Annotated in this window: 16 protein-coding genes and 2 tRNA genes; 8 read left to right on the top strand and 10 right to left on the bottom strand. The window is 69.1% G+C overall.

Features of this window, described 5'->3' with window-relative positions; genetic code table 11:
• Window positions 1-83 precede the first annotated feature (83 nt).
• A complete protein-coding gene (locus V1351_RS13545; RefSeq protein ID WP_338748723.1) occupies window positions 84-1,550 on the top strand; it encodes an LCP family protein in 1,467 nt (488 codons plus the stop codon).
• A 62-nt stretch (window positions 1,551-1,612) separates the two neighbouring features.
• Window positions 1,613-1,698: transfer RNA gene (locus V1351_RS13540), tRNA-Ser, on the top strand.
• Window positions 1,699-1,782: 84 nt separating this feature from the next.
• Here V1351_RS13540 and V1351_RS13535 read toward each other — a convergent pair.
• Window positions 1,783-2,628, bottom strand: coding sequence for a class I SAM-dependent methyltransferase (locus tag V1351_RS13535; protein ID WP_338748722.1), 846 nt, complete (start codon window positions 2,626-2,628; stop codon window positions 1,783-1,785).
• Between the two features lie 101 nt (window positions 2,629-2,729).
• Here V1351_RS13535 and V1351_RS13530 point away from each other — a divergent pair.
• Window positions 2,730-2,802: transfer RNA gene (locus tag V1351_RS13530), tRNA-Arg, on the top strand.
• Between the two features lie 224 nt (window positions 2,803-3,026).
• Here the strand turns inward: V1351_RS13530 and V1351_RS13525 are convergent.
• Genes V1351_RS13525 through V1351_RS13510 form a run of 4 tightly spaced genes read right to left on the bottom strand, consistent with a single transcriptional unit; the run spans window position 3,027 to window position 5,241 of the window.
• A complete protein-coding gene (locus tag V1351_RS13525) occupies window positions 3,027-4,094 on the bottom strand; it encodes a YihY/virulence factor BrkB family protein (protein ID WP_338748721.1) in 1,068 nt (355 codons plus the stop codon).
• Window positions 4,091-4,471 carry a DUF3618 domain-containing protein gene (locus V1351_RS13520; RefSeq protein ID WP_338748720.1) on the bottom strand — a complete coding sequence of 127 codons (381 nt, stop codon included), beginning with the start codon at window positions 4,469-4,471 and terminating at the stop codon, window positions 4,091-4,093. Before V1351_RS13520 ends, V1351_RS13525 begins: the two co-directional genes overlap by 4 nt.
• Window positions 4,458-4,871, bottom strand: a complete 414-nt coding sequence (locus tag V1351_RS13515; protein ID WP_338748719.1) for a phage holin family protein — start codon at window positions 4,869-4,871, stop codon at window positions 4,458-4,460. Before V1351_RS13515 ends, V1351_RS13520 begins: the two co-directional genes overlap by 14 nt.
• A gap of 28 nt (window positions 4,872-4,899) precedes the next feature.
• Window positions 4,900-5,241 (bottom strand): hypothetical protein, encoded by a 342-nt coding sequence (locus V1351_RS13510; protein ID WP_338748718.1) that lies wholly within the window; start codon window positions 5,239-5,241, stop codon window positions 4,900-4,902.
• Window positions 5,242-5,408: 167 nt separating this feature from the next.
• Here V1351_RS13510 and V1351_RS13505 point away from each other — a divergent pair, with 167 nt between their 5' ends.
• Window positions 5,409-5,681, top strand: a complete 273-nt coding sequence (locus V1351_RS13505; RefSeq protein WP_338748717.1) for a DUF4235 domain-containing protein — start codon at window positions 5,409-5,411, stop codon at window positions 5,679-5,681.
• A gap of 120 nt (window positions 5,682-5,801) precedes the next feature.
• Here the strand turns inward: V1351_RS13505 and V1351_RS13500 are convergent, their stop codons facing one another.
• Window positions 5,802-5,975 (bottom strand): hypothetical protein, encoded by a 174-nt coding sequence (locus V1351_RS13500; protein ID WP_338748716.1) that lies wholly within the window; start codon window positions 5,973-5,975, stop codon window positions 5,802-5,804.
• 138 nt (window positions 5,976-6,113) lie between these two features.
• On the opposite strand from V1351_RS13500, the gene V1351_RS13495 reads away from it, so the two are divergent.
• Window positions 6,114-6,827 carry a TetR/AcrR family transcriptional regulator C-terminal domain-containing protein gene (locus V1351_RS13495; RefSeq protein WP_338748715.1) on the top strand — a complete coding sequence of 238 codons (714 nt, stop codon included), beginning with the start codon at window positions 6,114-6,116 and terminating at the stop codon, window positions 6,825-6,827.
• A 160-nt stretch (window positions 6,828-6,987) separates the two neighbouring features.
• On the opposite strand, the gene V1351_RS13490 is transcribed toward V1351_RS13495, so the two are convergent.
• Window positions 6,988-8,826, bottom strand: a complete 1,839-nt coding sequence (locus V1351_RS13490) for a phosphoenolpyruvate carboxykinase (GTP) (protein ID WP_338748714.1) — start codon at window positions 8,824-8,826, stop codon at window positions 6,988-6,990.
• 268 nt (window positions 8,827-9,094) lie between these two features.
• Here V1351_RS13490 and V1351_RS13485 point away from each other — a divergent pair, with 268 nt between their 5' ends.
• The 3 genes from V1351_RS13485 (at window position 9,095) to V1351_RS13475 (ending at window position 13,718) form a co-directional block, all read left to right on the top strand.
• Window positions 9,095-10,420: an acyl-CoA dehydrogenase family protein gene (locus V1351_RS13485; RefSeq protein WP_338748713.1), complete on the top strand. Its 1,326-nt coding sequence runs from the start codon at window positions 9,095-9,097 to the stop codon at window positions 10,418-10,420.
• A 92-nt stretch (window positions 10,421-10,512) separates the two neighbouring features.
• Window positions 10,513-11,778, top strand: a complete 1,266-nt coding sequence (locus V1351_RS13480) for an acyl-CoA dehydrogenase family protein (RefSeq protein ID WP_338748712.1) — start codon at window positions 10,513-10,515, stop codon at window positions 11,776-11,778.
• A 176-nt stretch (window positions 11,779-11,954) separates the two neighbouring features.
• Complete coding sequence (locus V1351_RS13475; RefSeq protein WP_338748711.1) at window positions 11,955-13,718, top strand: S8 family serine peptidase; 1,764 nt, start codon at window positions 11,955-11,957, stop codon at window positions 13,716-13,718.
• 67 nt (window positions 13,719-13,785) lie between these two features.
• Here V1351_RS13475 and V1351_RS13470 read toward each other — a convergent pair whose 3' ends face one another.
• The 3 genes from V1351_RS13470 to V1351_RS13460 are packed head-to-tail and all read right to left on the bottom strand — an operon-like array spanning window position 13,786 to window position 15,254.
• On the bottom strand, window positions 13,786-14,544 hold the full coding sequence (locus V1351_RS13470; protein ID WP_338748710.1) for a helical backbone metal receptor: 759 nt from the start codon (window positions 14,542-14,544) through the stop codon (window positions 13,786-13,788).
• Between the two features lies 1 nt (window position 14,545).
• On the bottom strand, window positions 14,546-14,872 hold the full coding sequence (locus V1351_RS13465) for a DUF202 domain-containing protein (RefSeq protein WP_338748709.1): 327 nt from the start codon (window positions 14,870-14,872) through the stop codon (window positions 14,546-14,548).
• 16 nt (window positions 14,873-14,888) lie between these two features.
• Entirely contained in the window at window positions 14,889-15,254 is a 366-nt protein-coding gene (locus tag V1351_RS13460; protein WP_338748708.1) for a YidH family protein, read from the bottom strand.
• Window positions 15,255-15,256: the final 2 nt, after the last annotated feature.

The following is a 15,256-nucleotide window of genomic DNA, read 5'->3' as shown; positions in this document are numbered from 1 at the left end:
CCACCGCTTCGACGAAGGCCCCCACCACGTGGTGGGGGCCTTCGTCCGTCCGGTGCGGGCCGAGGGGCTATTGTGTCCCTTCGATGCGAGACGACAGACGTGGGACGAGCCGGTCGGTCAGGCGCGAAGAGCGCCTCCGACGGCGCACTCGCAACCGCCGGCGGGTCCTCGTCGGGGCCGGCCTCGTCGTCGCCCTCGTCGCCACCCTCGCTGTGGCCACGGCCCTGCACCTCGACGGCAACATCGGTCGCGTCGACATCGCCTCCGGCAGCGAGGACCGTCCCGAGGACATCGACCACGACCTCAACATCCTCGTCATCGGATCCGACACCCGAGAGGGGATCGGGACGGACGAGTACGGGACCTACACCGAGGACGGGGCCAACTCGGACACCAACCTGCTCGTGCACATCTCCGCAGACCGGGAGTCCGCCTACGTCATCTCGATCCCGCGCGACTCGATGACCATGGCGCCCAGCGACTGCGCCGACCCGAGCTCGACGGTCGTCAGCGGCGAGATGCGCCAGTGGAACGCCAACTTCAACCAGGGCGGGCCCGCCTGCGTCGTCAAGACCCTCGAGGGCCTGACGGGCGTCTTCGTCGACCACGTCGCCGTCATCGACTTCAGCGGGTTCCAGTCGATGGTCGACGGTCTGGGCGGGGTCGACGTCTGCCTGCCGCGGCCGGTCCACGACCCGGACGCCCAGATCGACCTGCCCGCCGGCGAGCAGCGTCTCGACGGCCACGACGCGCTCGGCTACGTGCGGATGCGCAAGACGCTCGGGAACGGATCGGACCTGGAGCGCATCGAGCGACAGCAGGCCTTCATGTCCTCGATGGCACAGGAGGCCACGCGCACCTCGCTGCTGCTGCGCCCGGATCGGCTGTACTCCTTCCTCGACGCGGCGACGAAGTCGATGACCGCCGACGAGGACCTGGGCCTGAAGAAGATGCTCTCGATCGCCAGGAGCGTCAAGGACCTGGGCATGGACGAGCTCACGTTCATCACCGTGCCCACCGAGCCCTACGTGGCCGACCCCAACCGGGTCCAGTGGGACCAGCCCGCGGCCGACGCCCTCTGGGCGGCGGTGCGCGACGACACCGTCCTTCCCGGTCAGGAGAAGCAGGGTGGGCAGACGGAGCCCGAGCTGACCGTGGCGCCGTCAGAGATCAGCGTCAAGGTGCGCAACGACACCCGCTCCGCGGGGCTGGCCGCGCAGGAGGCGGTGTCGCTCGATGCGCAGGGCTTCCGCGCCTCGGTGGTCAATGCGCCTCCGACCGGCCAGACCGCAGGGGTCACCGTCACCCACGCGGTGGGGGAGGCGGCCGCTGCGAGGACCGTTGCCGCCGCCTACGACGGTGCCCGGCTGAAGGTCGACGAGGAGCTGCCCGTCAGAACCGTCCAGGTCTCCTTGGGGCTGGGCGCCCCGAACGCCGAGGAGGTGCCGAACAGGGAAGGCGATGCGCCGCTCCCGGAGGCGAGGGTGCACGCCCCGCCGGCACCCACGCAGATCGAGACCCGCACAGCCGATCAGGACATCTGCGGCTGACCGGCAGGGCCGGGCCCGACTTTGAGTGGCGAGCCTTGGCGGATAGTCTGTGCGGGTTGTCTGGAGGCGTCGCCTAGAGGCCTATGGCGCCGCACTGCTAATGCGGTTCGGGTTACCCCCGTCGAGGGTTCAAATCCCTCCGCCTCCGCGCACAGGGAAGGGCCCCGAGCTATTGGCTCGGGGCCCTTCGCGTTCTCCGGTGCCCACCCCGCCGGCGGAGGATCGGGGCGGACTACTCCTTCGTCGCCCGCAGTGTGTAGCTCGCGGCCAGACGTTCGGGTCGGTCGGCCAGGCGGAACTCCCCGGGATGATCCGGGTGCGGCTCCATCTGTTCGCCGAGGGCACGCCAGGGCACGCAGTCGTGTTCCTCGAGTGCGTCCACCCGCATCCCGCGGTCGAGCAGCGCGGTCACGATCTCGCCGATGCCGTGGTTCCACTCGTGGGTGACGCTTGCCCCGATCCGGGCGTCGCTCCCTTCGGCTGGGGCCGCGTAGGTCGTCGCCTCGTCCCAGACCGTCGGCTCCTCGGTCTGGAAGTACGGGTGGTCCACGACCAGCAAGCCGTCCTGCCGGTTGTCGTCGATGCTCCACAGCACCGGGTGCCCCTCTCTCAGGTGCAGACGTCCGCCGGGGCGCAGCAGGCTCGTGACCGCCCCGGCCCAACGCTCGATGTCCGGCAGCCAGTTCAGGGCTCCCACGCCCGTGTACACGAGGTCGAAGGGGGTGGCCCCGGTCAGTGCTTCGGGTGCGCCGTAGACGTCGGAGACGACGTAGTCGATCGGGGCGCCGGTCTCTGCGGCCAGGGCGCGTGCCGCAGCGATCGCCGCGGGGGAGAGGTCGAGTCCGGTGACGTCGGCCCCGAGCCGGTGCAGGGAGAGAGTGTCGGTGCCGATGTGGCACTGGAGGTGCAGGGCGCGGACTCCGGTGATGTTCCCGAGTCGCGATCGGTCGAAGCGCACGACGTCACTGATCGCTCCCGGGTCGGTGCACAGGCGTGCGAGGTCGTAGTCGGGGGAGTCGACGTGGATCGCGGTCCGCTCGTCCCAGTTCGCGCGATTGATCTCGAGGTAGTGGGCCATGTGCCGAGTGTGGCGTGCCGGGTGTCGAGGGAGCACCCGATTTCGCGCTCGGCAGCCAAGCCGGTATTGTCCTTCCGTGTTGCCGAGGTGATCGGCAACGGGCGCCCGTAGCTCAACGGATAGAGCATCTGACTACGGATCAGAAGGTTTGGGGTTCGAATCCCTACGGGCGCACTCTGTGTTGAGACAGACAACGAAGGCCCCAGACCAGCGGAAACGCAGCGTCTGGGGCCTTCGTGGTTCTCCATGAGCCCGGACCTCAAGAGGCTCCTGAGGCACCGTGGGAGCCACACTGGGAGCCGTCGGGGTCGCGAGGTGCGCGCGGACGTTCCTGATGTCTGCCCACGATGGGTGCCCGTCCGCTCGCCGGGATGAAATCCCGACCGGAGGCGTACTGGTTACTCCGTGTCGGTGGTGCGTCCGGCGCTGCGGCGCAGGGCGGCGCCCTTGTCGATGTCCTGCTGGTCCTTGTCGGCGTCCTTGACGATCTTGGTGTCGTCGCGGAGGGGGAGTTGGATGTCGCGTTCGGCCTCGATGCCGGCGATCAGCTCGCGGGAGCGTTCGAGCTCGGCGTCGACCTCGGCTCCGAACAGCAGCGCCAGGTTGGTGATCCACAGCCACAGCAGGAAGATGATCACTCCGGCGAAGGAGCCGTAGGTGCTGCCGTAGCTGGCGACGGTGGCGATGTAGATGCCGAAGGCGATCGAGACGAGGATCCACACCAGGATCGCGATGGCGGCGCCGACGCTGATCCAGCGGAACTTCGGCTGCTTCACGTTCGGGGTGGTGTAGTACAGCATCGCCACGATCAGCATCACCAGGACCAGCACGAGCGGCCACTTGGCGATGCTCCACACGCTCAGCGCGGCCGAGCCCAGGCCGATGAGGTCGCCGACGGCCTGGGCGGCCGGGCCGGAGAGCACGAGCATCAGCGCGACGAGCACCACCAGCACGACCATGACCAGGGTGATCAGCAGCATGATCGGGCGCAGCTTCCAGATGGGGCGCCCCTCGCCGATCTCGTAGACCCGGTTCATCGCCCGGCTGAAGGCGGTGACATAGCCCGAGGCCGACCACAGCGCGGTGGCCAGACCCAGGATCAGCGCCAGGCCGGCTCCCGGGGCACTGGCCAACGAGCTGACCACCGGCTCCAGCGTCTGCGTCGCCGAGCTGCCCAGGACCTGCTCCAGCACCGGCATGACCGCATCGACCGTGCTCTGGCTCTGCCCGACGAGTCCCAGCAACGAGAAGATCGCGATCAGCGCCGGGAACGCCGCCAGCACCGAGTAGTAGGTCAGCGCAGCCGCCAGATCGGTGCACTGGTCATCGAGGAACTCCCGGAAGGCCTTGCGCCCGGTGTACTTCCACCCCGAGCCGGTGACCTTGCTCGGGGTGGACGGTTTGTCGTCGTGCTCGGGGTGAGGCGCGCCTCGTCGGGTGCGCTCCTGGTCGGCTCTGGCGCTCATCTGCGCACCCGCCGGACCACCACGACCAGCAGTCCCACGGCGGCAACGCCCGCGAGCGCTCGTGCGCCCAAGGCGGTCAACTCAGCGTGGTCAGCGCGCTGGAAGCCCCGGCGTAGGCTCTGTGCCCGGTTGGCCCCCTGGGCCTGGAGGTCCGCTGCCCGGCTCTTGGCCTGGGTCTTCAGGTCGGCGATCTGGTTCTTGGCCTGCTTCTTCACGTCCAGGCGTTCGGTCAGCTCATCGACGGTGGCGCCCAGATCCTCGCGGTGCCGAGCGATCTCGGTCTCGATCTCGCCCGGGTCCTGGCTCAACTCGTCATGCGACGACTCGTGACCAGAGGGTTCGTCGGTCGCCCACTCGTGGGGTTCAGTCGTGCTCACGGCTGCTCGCCTCCTTGACCTCGGTGACATCACGCTGGGCGCTTGCCATCGCCCGCTCGGGCTTCAGCGGCGTGGCCTGCTCGACCTGCTTCTTGCCCAGCACCGACACGAGGGCGGCAGCCACCAGGAGCACCACCCCAACGATCAGTGCCGCGGCCCATGCCGGCAACACCAGCGCCAGGGCCAGGATGGCGGTCGCGACCAGGACCGCCCCGCCGAAGAAGGCCAGCAGCCCACCCGCGCCGAACATGCCCACACCGACGCCGGCGTGCTTGGCCTTGGCGCTGAGCTCGGCCTGCGCCAAACGCATCTCGTCGCGGATCAGCGTGCTCGTCTGCTCGCTCAGCCGGGAGATCAGTTCCCCGGTCGAGGCATCATCGGTGCGCGGCTGCCTGGTCACGGCATCATCCGTGCGTGGTTGCATCGGCTCAGCCACGGTGCTGCCCACCGGCAAGGTCCGTCTCGCCCGTGACCGGATCGGCCGAACCGGTGGTGTCCGAGGACCACGAGCCCCCGGCCGCACTCTCACCCGGGCCCGCAGCGCCCTGCTGCGACGAAGAGGTCCCGCCCATCGACTCGGGCAGGCGCTCCTTGGCCTGTCCGGGCACCTGCTTGGCCTGCTCCTGGACCTTGCGCGCCTGCCGTTGCACCTTCGGGTTCGTCCACCACTCCTGCGCGCGATCACGCAGTTGCTCATAGCGTCCGCGCCCCGCTCGCGCACCCAGGACATACCCGGTTCCGAAGGCCACTGCCATCGTGATTTTGCTCATCGTCCATCCCTCACTGATTGCTGTTCACAGGCGGGTCACGCGGTGTCCGCGGCATTGCCACGCTGCGCTTACTGTGTAAACTTACAAGGCAAGGCAGCTCCGCTGCAAGTACCTTTTTGCGGTTGTCTGCACCCGAACCGCACCCGAAGCACTGAAGGGCAGTCATCATGAGCGAGAAGATCTGGAGCCTGGCCACCACCGCCGCCGCCATCGGCGGCGGGATCATGGCCAGAAAGGTCATCGAGAAGGCGTGGGCGCTGGTCACCGACGGCACCGTCCCGAACAACCCGGAGGACCCGGAGGTCGACTGGGCAGAGGCGATCGCCTTCGCCCTCGTCTCCGGGGCGGTCGTGCAGCTGGCCAGGATCATGGTCAACCACAAGTCCACCCAGGCCTACGCCAAGCGCAAGGGGCGCCTGCCGGAGTCCGCCACTTCCTGACCCGCCCCCCATCTCGACCCTGCCACCGCAGGTTCGAGCTCGGTCGGAGTTGCCGACCCTCAAACCCGTGGTGGGCGAACCCGCAGTCCTTGGGTTCGCCCACCACGGGGGGTCTCGGGGTCAGAGACTGAATCTGCCGGCCAGATCAGCAGGGCTGACCCCCAGCTTCTCCAGCGCGCCACGGTGCTCGTCGGTGTCCACCTGGTCGGGCAGGTCGGAGTCCGCCTGCTTCGCCTTGGCCTCGTCCCCCCGGTCCGTGAGCAGGTCCATGATCTTCTGCTTGTCGATCTGCATGAGCGATCTCCTTCTGAATGATGGATCCAGCAACCCACGCCGGGGGTTTACAATGTAAACACACGCACTGCGGTATGGCAACGATCCGGCAGACCCGGGACAATGGGCGGGCCCGCACCGTCCCAGGAAAGGACCACGATGACCCCCTCGGCACCCGAGCCGGCTGCAGGACCCCGCCCCCGGCTGGACCGCGAACGCATCGTGGACGCGGCGCTCGAACTGATCGACGCCCATGGGGTGCCCGGCCTGACGATGCGCCGAGCCGGGCAGGCCCTCGGGGTCGAGGCGATGTCCTTGTACCGGTACGTCTCCGGGCGCGAGGACCTCCTCGAGGCCGTCGCGCAGCGGTTGACGGACGGGCTCACCGACCGGGTCGACGCCAGAGGATTCAGCACCTGGCAGGGATACCTGCAGGCCCTGGCCCACGAAGTTCGCGCAGCCGCACTGACCCACCCGGCCGCGTTCCCGCTGGCGGCAACTCGTCATCCCGCAGCACCCTGGCTGCGGCCACCGCTGCGCAGCCTCGAGGTGATCGAGCACTTCCTGGCCACGCTCAGCGAGAAGGGCTTTGACGATGTCAGGGCCGTGGACGCCTACAAGGTCTTCACCACCTTCCTGGTCGGATCCCTGCTCCTGGAGGTCGCTACCCACGCACACCACATCGTCACGATCGATGAATCCCTCGATGAAGGCGATGCCGCCATCCCTGAGCGCGACGGGCACCTTGATCTGCGCGAGTCACCCCACGTGCGCCGGATGCAGGACCGACTCAGCCAGGACACCAGCGAGCAAGAATTCGAGATCGGCCTGGAATCGCTCATCGACCGCATCGAACGATCCGTCTCCCAATGACCCCGGTCGCAGCGGAAGGCCCCCGCGACACCCACCACGAATCAACAGCGCATGAGGGCGAGGCCTGGCCCGCTCCGGCGAGCGTGTGACGCGAGGGGCATGACGAAGGGGGCCGCCCGGGATCGTCCCGGGCGGCCCCCTTCGTCATGGGTCAAGCAGATCAGACCTCGTTGTCGAGGTCGGCGGACACGCGGCGGTGGGCCTCCCAGATCTCCTCGGGCAGCCGGTCGAACTGCTTCAGGTGCTCCTCTCGGAAGCCCATCTCCTGCTGCCAGCGCGGCACGTCGATGGACAGGATCCGGTCGAGGTCCGCCTGCGGCAGGTCGAGGCCCTCGAGGTCCAGCTCGTCCTCGGTCGGGATGATGCCGACAGGTGTGCTGCGACCGGTGACCTCACCGTCCTTCAGGCGCATCAGCCACAGGAGCGGACGCAGGTTCTCGCGGAATCCCGGCCACACGTAGTGCCCGTCCTCCGGGTCCTTCTGGAACCAGTTGACGTGCGCGAAGAGCGGCTTGTCCTTCACCTGGGCCAGCAGGTCCAGGTAGTGGCGCGCGTAGTCACCCTCCCCGTAGGCCATGAAGGGCCGGTTGGACATCGGGTCGTAGCGCAGCTGACCCTCGACGCCCTCGGCGGCGAAGGTCGCCTCGGCGCCCAGGGTCAGGCCGTCGTAGACGCCCTCGGCGACGTCGTGGATCGCGCGGATCAGCGGCTCACGGTCCCGGGTGCGACCACCGAAGATGATCGCGTCGATCGGCACGCCGGCGGCCTCGTCGAAGTCATCGGCGGCGTTCGGCACGTTGGCCAGGGTCGTGGTGAACCGGCTGTTCGGGTGCGCCCAGGGGGAGTCGTCGCCCGGCTCGCGGTCGGCGATCGGGTGACCCTTCCAGTCCAGCCACCCCTCCAGGTCGGCCGGCGGCTCGGGCGTGCGGCCCTCCCACCAGACCTCTTCGAGCTTGGGGTTGTAGGCGACGTTGGTGAAGATGACCTTCGTGCCCGGGTCCGTGGAGTGCAGAGCGGTCGGGTTCGTCTTCTCGTTGGTGTCCTTGGCGACACCGAAGACACCGAACTCCGGGTTCATCCCCATCAGCTTGCCGGTCGACTCGTCGACCCAGAGCCACGCGATGTCGTCGCCGTAGAAGTCGACCTGGTAGCGGTCGCCCATGGCGTCCGGCGGCAACATCATGGCGAGGTTGGTCTTGCCCGAGGCGCTCGGGAAGCCACCGGTGATGTGGTACCGCTTGCCGGTCTCCTTGTCGGTGATCCCGATGAGCATGTACTGCTCGGCGAGGAACTTCCTGGTGTCCCAGCCGTCGTAGGCGCCCTGGCGCAGACCGTGGGCGATCTTGCCGAGCAGCGCGTTGCCACCGTAGGAGGAGCCGAAGTGCAGGATCATCCGCTCATCGGCCACGGTGACGAAGTAGCGCTTGTCGTCGGGGGTGCCCTGACCGAGGTTCTCCAGGTCGCCGGTGACGTGCACGGCACGCACGAAGTTGCCCTGCTCCGGGAGGTCGTTGACGTGCTCCACGCCCACGCGGGACATCCGCATCATGTGCAGCACGACCGGGCGGCTGTCGGTCAGCTCGACTCCAGCTGCCCACTGGGCCAGCTCGTTGCCCTTCGGGGACATCAGGTACGGCAGGACGTACATCGTCTTGCCCTTGGACTGGCCGCGCATGAGCTCGGTCAGCTTTTCCTTCATCTCGGAGGCCGGACGCCAGTTGTTGTAGACGCCCTTGTCCTTCTCGTCATTGGTCGCGACGATGGTGCGCTCCTCGGAGCGGGCCGTGTCCTTGGAGTAGGAGCGGGAGTAGTAGCGCCCCTCACCGGCGGGCTGGAACTCGCCGGACTCGAGGCATTCCTGGATGAGACGGTCGTCGTCCTCGGCGCCGATCACCTCGATCCGGTCCGGCTGGGTGATCTGCGCCCAGTGCTTCACGTACTCGCGGACAGCCTCGTTCGTGAGGCCTGACGCATCCAGCGCGGCGTCGACGTCGACCATGCTCTGTATCCCTCTCACGTGCTCTGGTGTCGGGTGCTCCCTCTCGGGCTCCCGTTGTGGGCAGGCTACCGTCAGTAGAAGGGGTGGGACCGGGCGCGACGGGCCGCTTGTGCGTGAGATCACCCGCGCAGTCGGAATGCGTGGTGACGGGCTGCTGTGCCGCGGATCACCCGGGCTCGTAGTGACTCACCGGTTTACCGATACTCGCTGTAGCGGGTACTGTCTGTACCGAACACTTTCGGTTTGCCGCACACGAAGGGGTAGTCCCATGGCTTCCAGTGAAACGATGACCCTGGCCGACAAGGGCCAGCGCATCGGCCTGCGTCTCATCGCCAAGGCCGGGGGACTGCCCGGTCTGAAGGACAAGGAAGTGCGCGCTCGGGTCGAGAAGTACCTGTACAAGGGTGCCGTGACCGGCTTCAAGGCACAGACCGCCGCCGGGCGCGGCTTCGCCAGGAAGAAGGCCTCCGGTGACCCGGCCCGTCCGGCCCCGACGAAGCCGAAGAAGACCTTCGACCTCACACCCACCGAGGACCAGCAGATGATCCAGGGGGTGGCTCGCGAGCTCGCCGACGAGGTCATCCGGCCCGCTGCCGCCACTGCCGATACCGAGCGGTCCGTTCCGGACGAGGTCCGCACCGCCGCCGCCGACATGGGTCTGCACCTCATCGGGGTCCCGGCCGAGCTCGAGGGCATCGCCGAGGAGCGCTCTGCCGTCACCGGCGCCCTCGTCCTGGAGGAGCTGGCCCGTGGCGACATGGGCATCGCCACCGCGATCATGGCCCGTTCGGCTGTGGCCACCGCGCTCGCCGGCTACGGGAGCGCGGAGCAGCAGGCCACCTACCTGACCGAGTTCGCCGGGGAGAACCCGCCGGCCGCCGCCCTGGCGCTGCAGGAGTCGCAGGTGCTCTTCGACCCCTTCGCCCTGCGGACCGTGGGCCGTCGTGAGGGTGGCGACATCGTCCTCGACGGCGTCAAGGCGCTCGTGCCCGGCGCCGAGGAGGCCGAGCTCTTCATCGTCTCCGCCGAGATCGACGGCGAGGCCCGCCTCGTCATCGTCACGGCCGGCCTCGAGGGCCTGCAGGTCGAGGACGACCCCGCGATGGGCGTGCGCGCCGCCCGGACCGCCCGACTGCACCTCGAGGGTGTTCGCGTGTCGGAGAGCGACGTGCTCGGCACCGCCGAGGACCACCGCGACGCCGTCCGTCGCGCCCGTCTGGCGTGGGCTGCGGCTGCCGTCGGCACCTCGCAGGCGGTCCTCGACCAGGTCAGTGAGTACGTCAAGGAGCGCAAGGCCTTCGGCGAGCCGATCGGCTATCGCCAGGCCGTCGCCTTCACCGTCTCCGACATCGCCATCGAGCTCGCCGGTCTGCGCCTCGTGGTGTGGAAGGCGGCCTCGCTCCTCGACCGCGGTGCGGACGCGAGCGCCGAGATCGCCCAGGCCCGCAGCCTCGTGTCGCGGCACGCCACCTGGATCGGCTCGAGCGGCGTCCAGCTGCTCGGGGGCCACGGCTTCGTCAAGGAGTTCGACAACGAGCGCTGGTACCGCGACCTGCGGGGCGCCGGGGTACTCGAGGGCACGCTGCTCGTCTGAGCGGTCCTCCCACTCAACTTCCCGTGGGCCGAGACCCGTGGCCCTCCCCGGTCGCGCCTCGCAGCCACCGACGACACGAAGGACACGACAAAATGATCGATCTCGAGGTTCCGAAGAAGTTCCGCCCGCTCGTCTCCCAGGCCCGCGGCATGGCCGAGGAGGTCTTCTGGCCGATCTCGCGGAAGTACGACCGCGCCGAACACGAGTACCCCGCCGAGCTCGACCTCGTCTCCGCCGTCATCGACGGCATGGCCGATGGCGGCGCCGGTCAGGGGGCCGGGGCCTCCAACACCACCCGCGCCACGGACGACGGGGCGCAGGAGGGCGACGTCGCGGCCGTCGGCTCCGGCCGGAGGAGCGCCAGGGGTGAGAGGGAGAACAAGAACGGATCCAACCTCTCGTCGGTGCTCTCGATCCTGGAGACCTGCCGCGGAGACGTCGGTCTGACCCTGTCGATCCCGCGTCAGGGCCTGGGCAACGCGGCCATCGCCGCCGTCGCCAGCGACGAGCAGAAGGAACGCTACGCCGGCAAGTGGGCCGCGATGGCGATCACCGAACCCGACACCGGATCCGACTCCGGCGCCATCCGCACCACCGCCACCAGGGACGGCGACCACTACGTCCTCAACGGAGAGAAGATCTTCGTCACCTCCGGTGAGCGCGCCGAGTTGGTCGTCGTGTGGGCGACCCTCGACCGCAGCCTCGGCAAGCAGGCCATCAAGTCCTTCGTCGTGCGCCGTGACAACCCGGGCCTGCAGCTGGTGCGACTGGAGCACAAGCTCGGCATCCGGGCCTCCGACACCGCGGCCTTCGTGCTCGACGACTGTCGTGTGCCGGCCGAGGACCTCCTCGGTGACCCGGAGATCCGGATCGCGGGTGGTTTCGGTGGCGCGATGCAGACCTTCGACAACACCCGCCCGCTGGTGGCGGCGATGGCGCTGGGCCTGACCCGGGCCTCGCTCGACAAGACGGCGACGCTGCTGGCCGACGCCGGCGTCGTCGTCGACTGGGACCGGCCCGCGCAGGTCCAGTCCGCCGCGGCCGCCCGGCTGATCGAGATGGAGGCGGACTACCAGAGCGCCTACCTCCTGACACTGCGCGCCGCCTGGATGGCCGACAACGGCAAGCCGAACTCGATGGAGGCGTCGATGGCCAAGGCGAAGGCGGGCCGGACCTGCGTCGACGTCTCCCTGGCCTGTGTCGAGCTCGCCGGTGCCACCGGCTACGCCGAGACCGAGCTCCTCGAGAAGTGGGCGCGCGACTCCAAGATCCTCGACATCTTCGAGGGCACGCAGCAGATCCAGCTGCTCGTCATTGCCCGTCGCGTCCTCGGCTACTCCAGCAAGGAGCTGAAGTAGGCCGCTGCCCCGACCGACCCTCCATGCCACGCGGCGGGGTGGGGCCGTTCAGCGACCTCTCCTCGTTGGACGCGCGCTCACGCCGTCGACGTCATAGTCTGCTCGGTGGCGGTGGCAACGAGGCCTCCGCAGTCACGGGGAGGAATTGCATGCGACGACACCGTACGGTCGCCATCGTGGGCGCACTGTCGCTCGGTCTGACGGGAGCGGCGGCCACCAGCGCCACAGCAACACCTGCTGGCACCAACGCCTCAGTCACCTTCACAACCGGCGCCGGCGACGCCGAGTCATACGTCGTGCTGGCCGAACGTGGCGGCAGCGCGGCCGCCCTCGCGGAGCAGCTCGAGGCGAAGGGGGCGAACGTCACCTCGGTCAACGATCGGGTCGGCATGGTGATCGTCACCTCGACGGATGCCAACTTCGCCAAGAAGGCCAGGTCGATGAAGGACGTCTTCGGGGCCGCCTCGGAGGGCGTCGTGGGACGCTCGCCGCGACTGCACAAGAAGGACGCGGTCGAGCGCCCGAACCGGGGACCGGGTTTCGGCGAGGGCACAGACACCAGCCCCCCCAGCGGCACGGGCCATGGTCACCACAAGGGTCACCGGGCCGGTAGGTTCGCCCCCGACCCTCTGGACGACAAGTTGTGGGGCATGGACATGATCAACGCGCCGGAGGCGCAGAGGATCGAATTCGGTGACCGCCGGGTCAAGGTCGGCATCATGGACACCGGTGTCGACGCCAGCCACCCGGACATCGGGGCCAACTTCGACCACAAGCTCTCGCGCAACTTCGTCACGGACATCCCGGCGATCGACGGGCCGTGCGAGTACGACGGCTGTGTCGACCCGGCGGATGTCGACAACGGCGGCCACGGCACCCACGTGGCCGGCACGGTCGCCGCGGTGAAGAACGGGATGGGTGTCTCCGGCGTCGCGCCGGGCGTGGGCATCGTCAACGTGCGCGCCGGCCAGGACGCCGGGTACTTCTTCGTCGGGCCCACCGTCAACGCGCTCACCTACGCCGCCGACGCCGGCCTCGACGTGGTCAACATGAGCTTCTACGTCGACCCGTGGGCCTACTACTGCAACGGGGGTGCTCCCGAGGACAGCCCGGAGGAGGCCGCCGAGCAGGACATGATCATCGAGTCGGTCTCGCGAGCCCTCAGCTATGCCCACGACAAGGACGTCACGCTCGTGGGCGCCCTCGGCAACGCCGCCAACGACCTGGGCCAGCCGCTGACGGACGCCTCGAGCCCGAACTACCCCGAGGGCAACGAGCACGAGCGCACCATCGACCCGGCCAACTGCCTCGACCTGCCGACGCAGCACGAGGACGTCATCGGCGTCTCCGCGGTGGGACCGTCGGAGCGCAAGGCCTACTACTCGAACTACACCACGGACGTCGACTCCGGTCAGATCGAGGTGTCCGCGCCGGGTGGTGACGCCTACGACTGGCCGAACGCCACCGGCCCGAACCCGGAAAGCATGATCCTCTCCTCGGTCCCGGAGAACGTCGTCAAGGCCGAGGGATCGGTGGACGAGGACGGCAACATCACCCCCGACGGTGAGGGGTGGGTCGTCAAGGACTGCCTGAAGCGCTCGCGCCGGGGCAGTCACCGTGGTGAGCTGTGCGGGTACTACGAGTACTACCAGGGCACGTCGATGGCCTCCCCGCACGCTGCGGGTGTCGCGGCGCTCATCGTCTCCCGCTACGGAAAGATGAACGGCAGGGCCGGCTACGGTCTCGACCCGGACCGGACGGAGAGCATCCTGATGAGCTCCGCCCGGAACACGCCGTGCCCTGAGCCGCGCCTGTTCGACTACCCGGCCCCCATCCCGGCGTCGTACAACGCGCAGTGCGCCGGTGACGCCGACTTCAACGGCTTCTACGGCGACGGCATCATCGATGCCGCCGCGGCAATCGCCCCGAGGAGGCGCTGACCCAGCGCACGGATCACGCTCGAGGGGGGCCGGTCACGGTGACCGGCCCCCTTCGTCGTTGCTCCGGCTAGTCCCCGGCGAGCACCTCGTGCGCCTCGACCATCGCCGGTCCGTACCAGGTGAGCAGCCGTCCGCTGACCAGTTGGGTGGGTGCCTGCGCGAAGGCCTCCGGCCCGTCGTCCGCAGTGAACTCGTACGGCTCGTCCGGCAGGAGCACGAGGTCGACGTCATCCCGATCGATGTCGGCGAGGTCGACGTGCGGGTACCGCTTGTCGGGGTCGGCGTCCGGGCCGGCGAAGGCGTTGCTCCAGCCGAGGCGGGACAGCAGGTCGGTGGTGTACGTCCGCGGCCCGACGACCATCCACGGATCCCGCCAGATCGGCACGACGAGGCGGCCACGCGGTGCGAGCGGGGGTGTGCGCCAGAGCTCCTCGGCGCGGTCCAACCATCCGGGGACAGGCTGCTGCAGAGCCCCCACGACGAGTCGACGCATCGACGTCAGCGCTGAGGGGACGTCCTCGATGTCGGTGACCCAGACCGCGATCCCGCGCTCGCGCATCCGGCGCACGTCGAGCTCGCGGTTCTCCTCCTTGTTGACCACGACGAGGTCCGGCTCGAGGCCCGCGATCACCTTCAGGTTGGGGTTCTTCGTGCCGCGCACCCGGGTGACCTCGAGGTCCTCGGGGTGGGTGCACCAGTCCGTGGCACCGACGAGTGCCTCCGGGCAGGTGGCCGAGATCGCCTCGGTCAGGCTCGGGACGAGGGAGACGACCCGCTGTGGGGGAGGGCCCGACGCGAGGGCGGTTCCGAGGTCGTCGGTGGGCATCTCAGCCTCCTGGGATGACGAGAGCGAGCAGTTCGGTCAGGGCCATCGCGACGACGGCCAGGGTGAGGACGAAGGGCGCGCGACCGTCGCGGCGCCGGGCAGGTTCGGCGGGGGAGAGGTCGTAGCGGTGCCGCCCGAGGAAGAATGCCGCGGCGGCGAAGCCGAGGGTCCCCAGGAAGAGGGGCAGGGCGAGCACGCCGAGGGTCTCGGAGGAGTGCCGGGCGATGACCGCGGCGCCGGTGGCACTGGCGAGCGCGGTGCGCTGCCAGGACAGGGCGGTGCGCTCGGGCTGGGCGCCGTGGGGAGACGCGGTCGCGAACTCGCTCATGGTCGGTGACCTCGCATCAGGGCACCACCGCGACGACCGCGAGGACGGTGGCGACGAGCAGGACGACCGCGGTGAGCACTACGGCCAGGGCGCCCATGGACGGCAGCTCCGTCTCGCGCCGCATGGCACGTTCGGCCCGGGCCCATCGCACGAATGCCGTGGCCGGGGTGATCACCCCCAGCCCGAGGAGGAGCGTCGACAGACCGCGCGCCACCCCCTCGGGGACGCCGAGGTCGATCACGTTCACGGCGACGCCGGCGGCGATCAGCGCGAGCGTCGTGCGCAGCCACGCCAGGAAGGTGCGCTCGTTGGCCAGCGAGAAGCGGTAGTCCGGCTCCTCGCCCTCGGCGTAGACCCACGCGGGCCAGCGATCGGTGCTCACGC

The organism is Janibacter sp. A1S7 (assembly GCF_037198315.1).
In the GTDB taxonomy this organism is placed as follows: domain Bacteria; phylum Actinomycetota; class Actinomycetes; order Actinomycetales; family Dermatophilaceae; genus Janibacter; species Janibacter alittae.
Note: the sequence above shows the minus strand (reverse complement) of the source record. Positions and strands in the feature narration are given on the sequence as shown.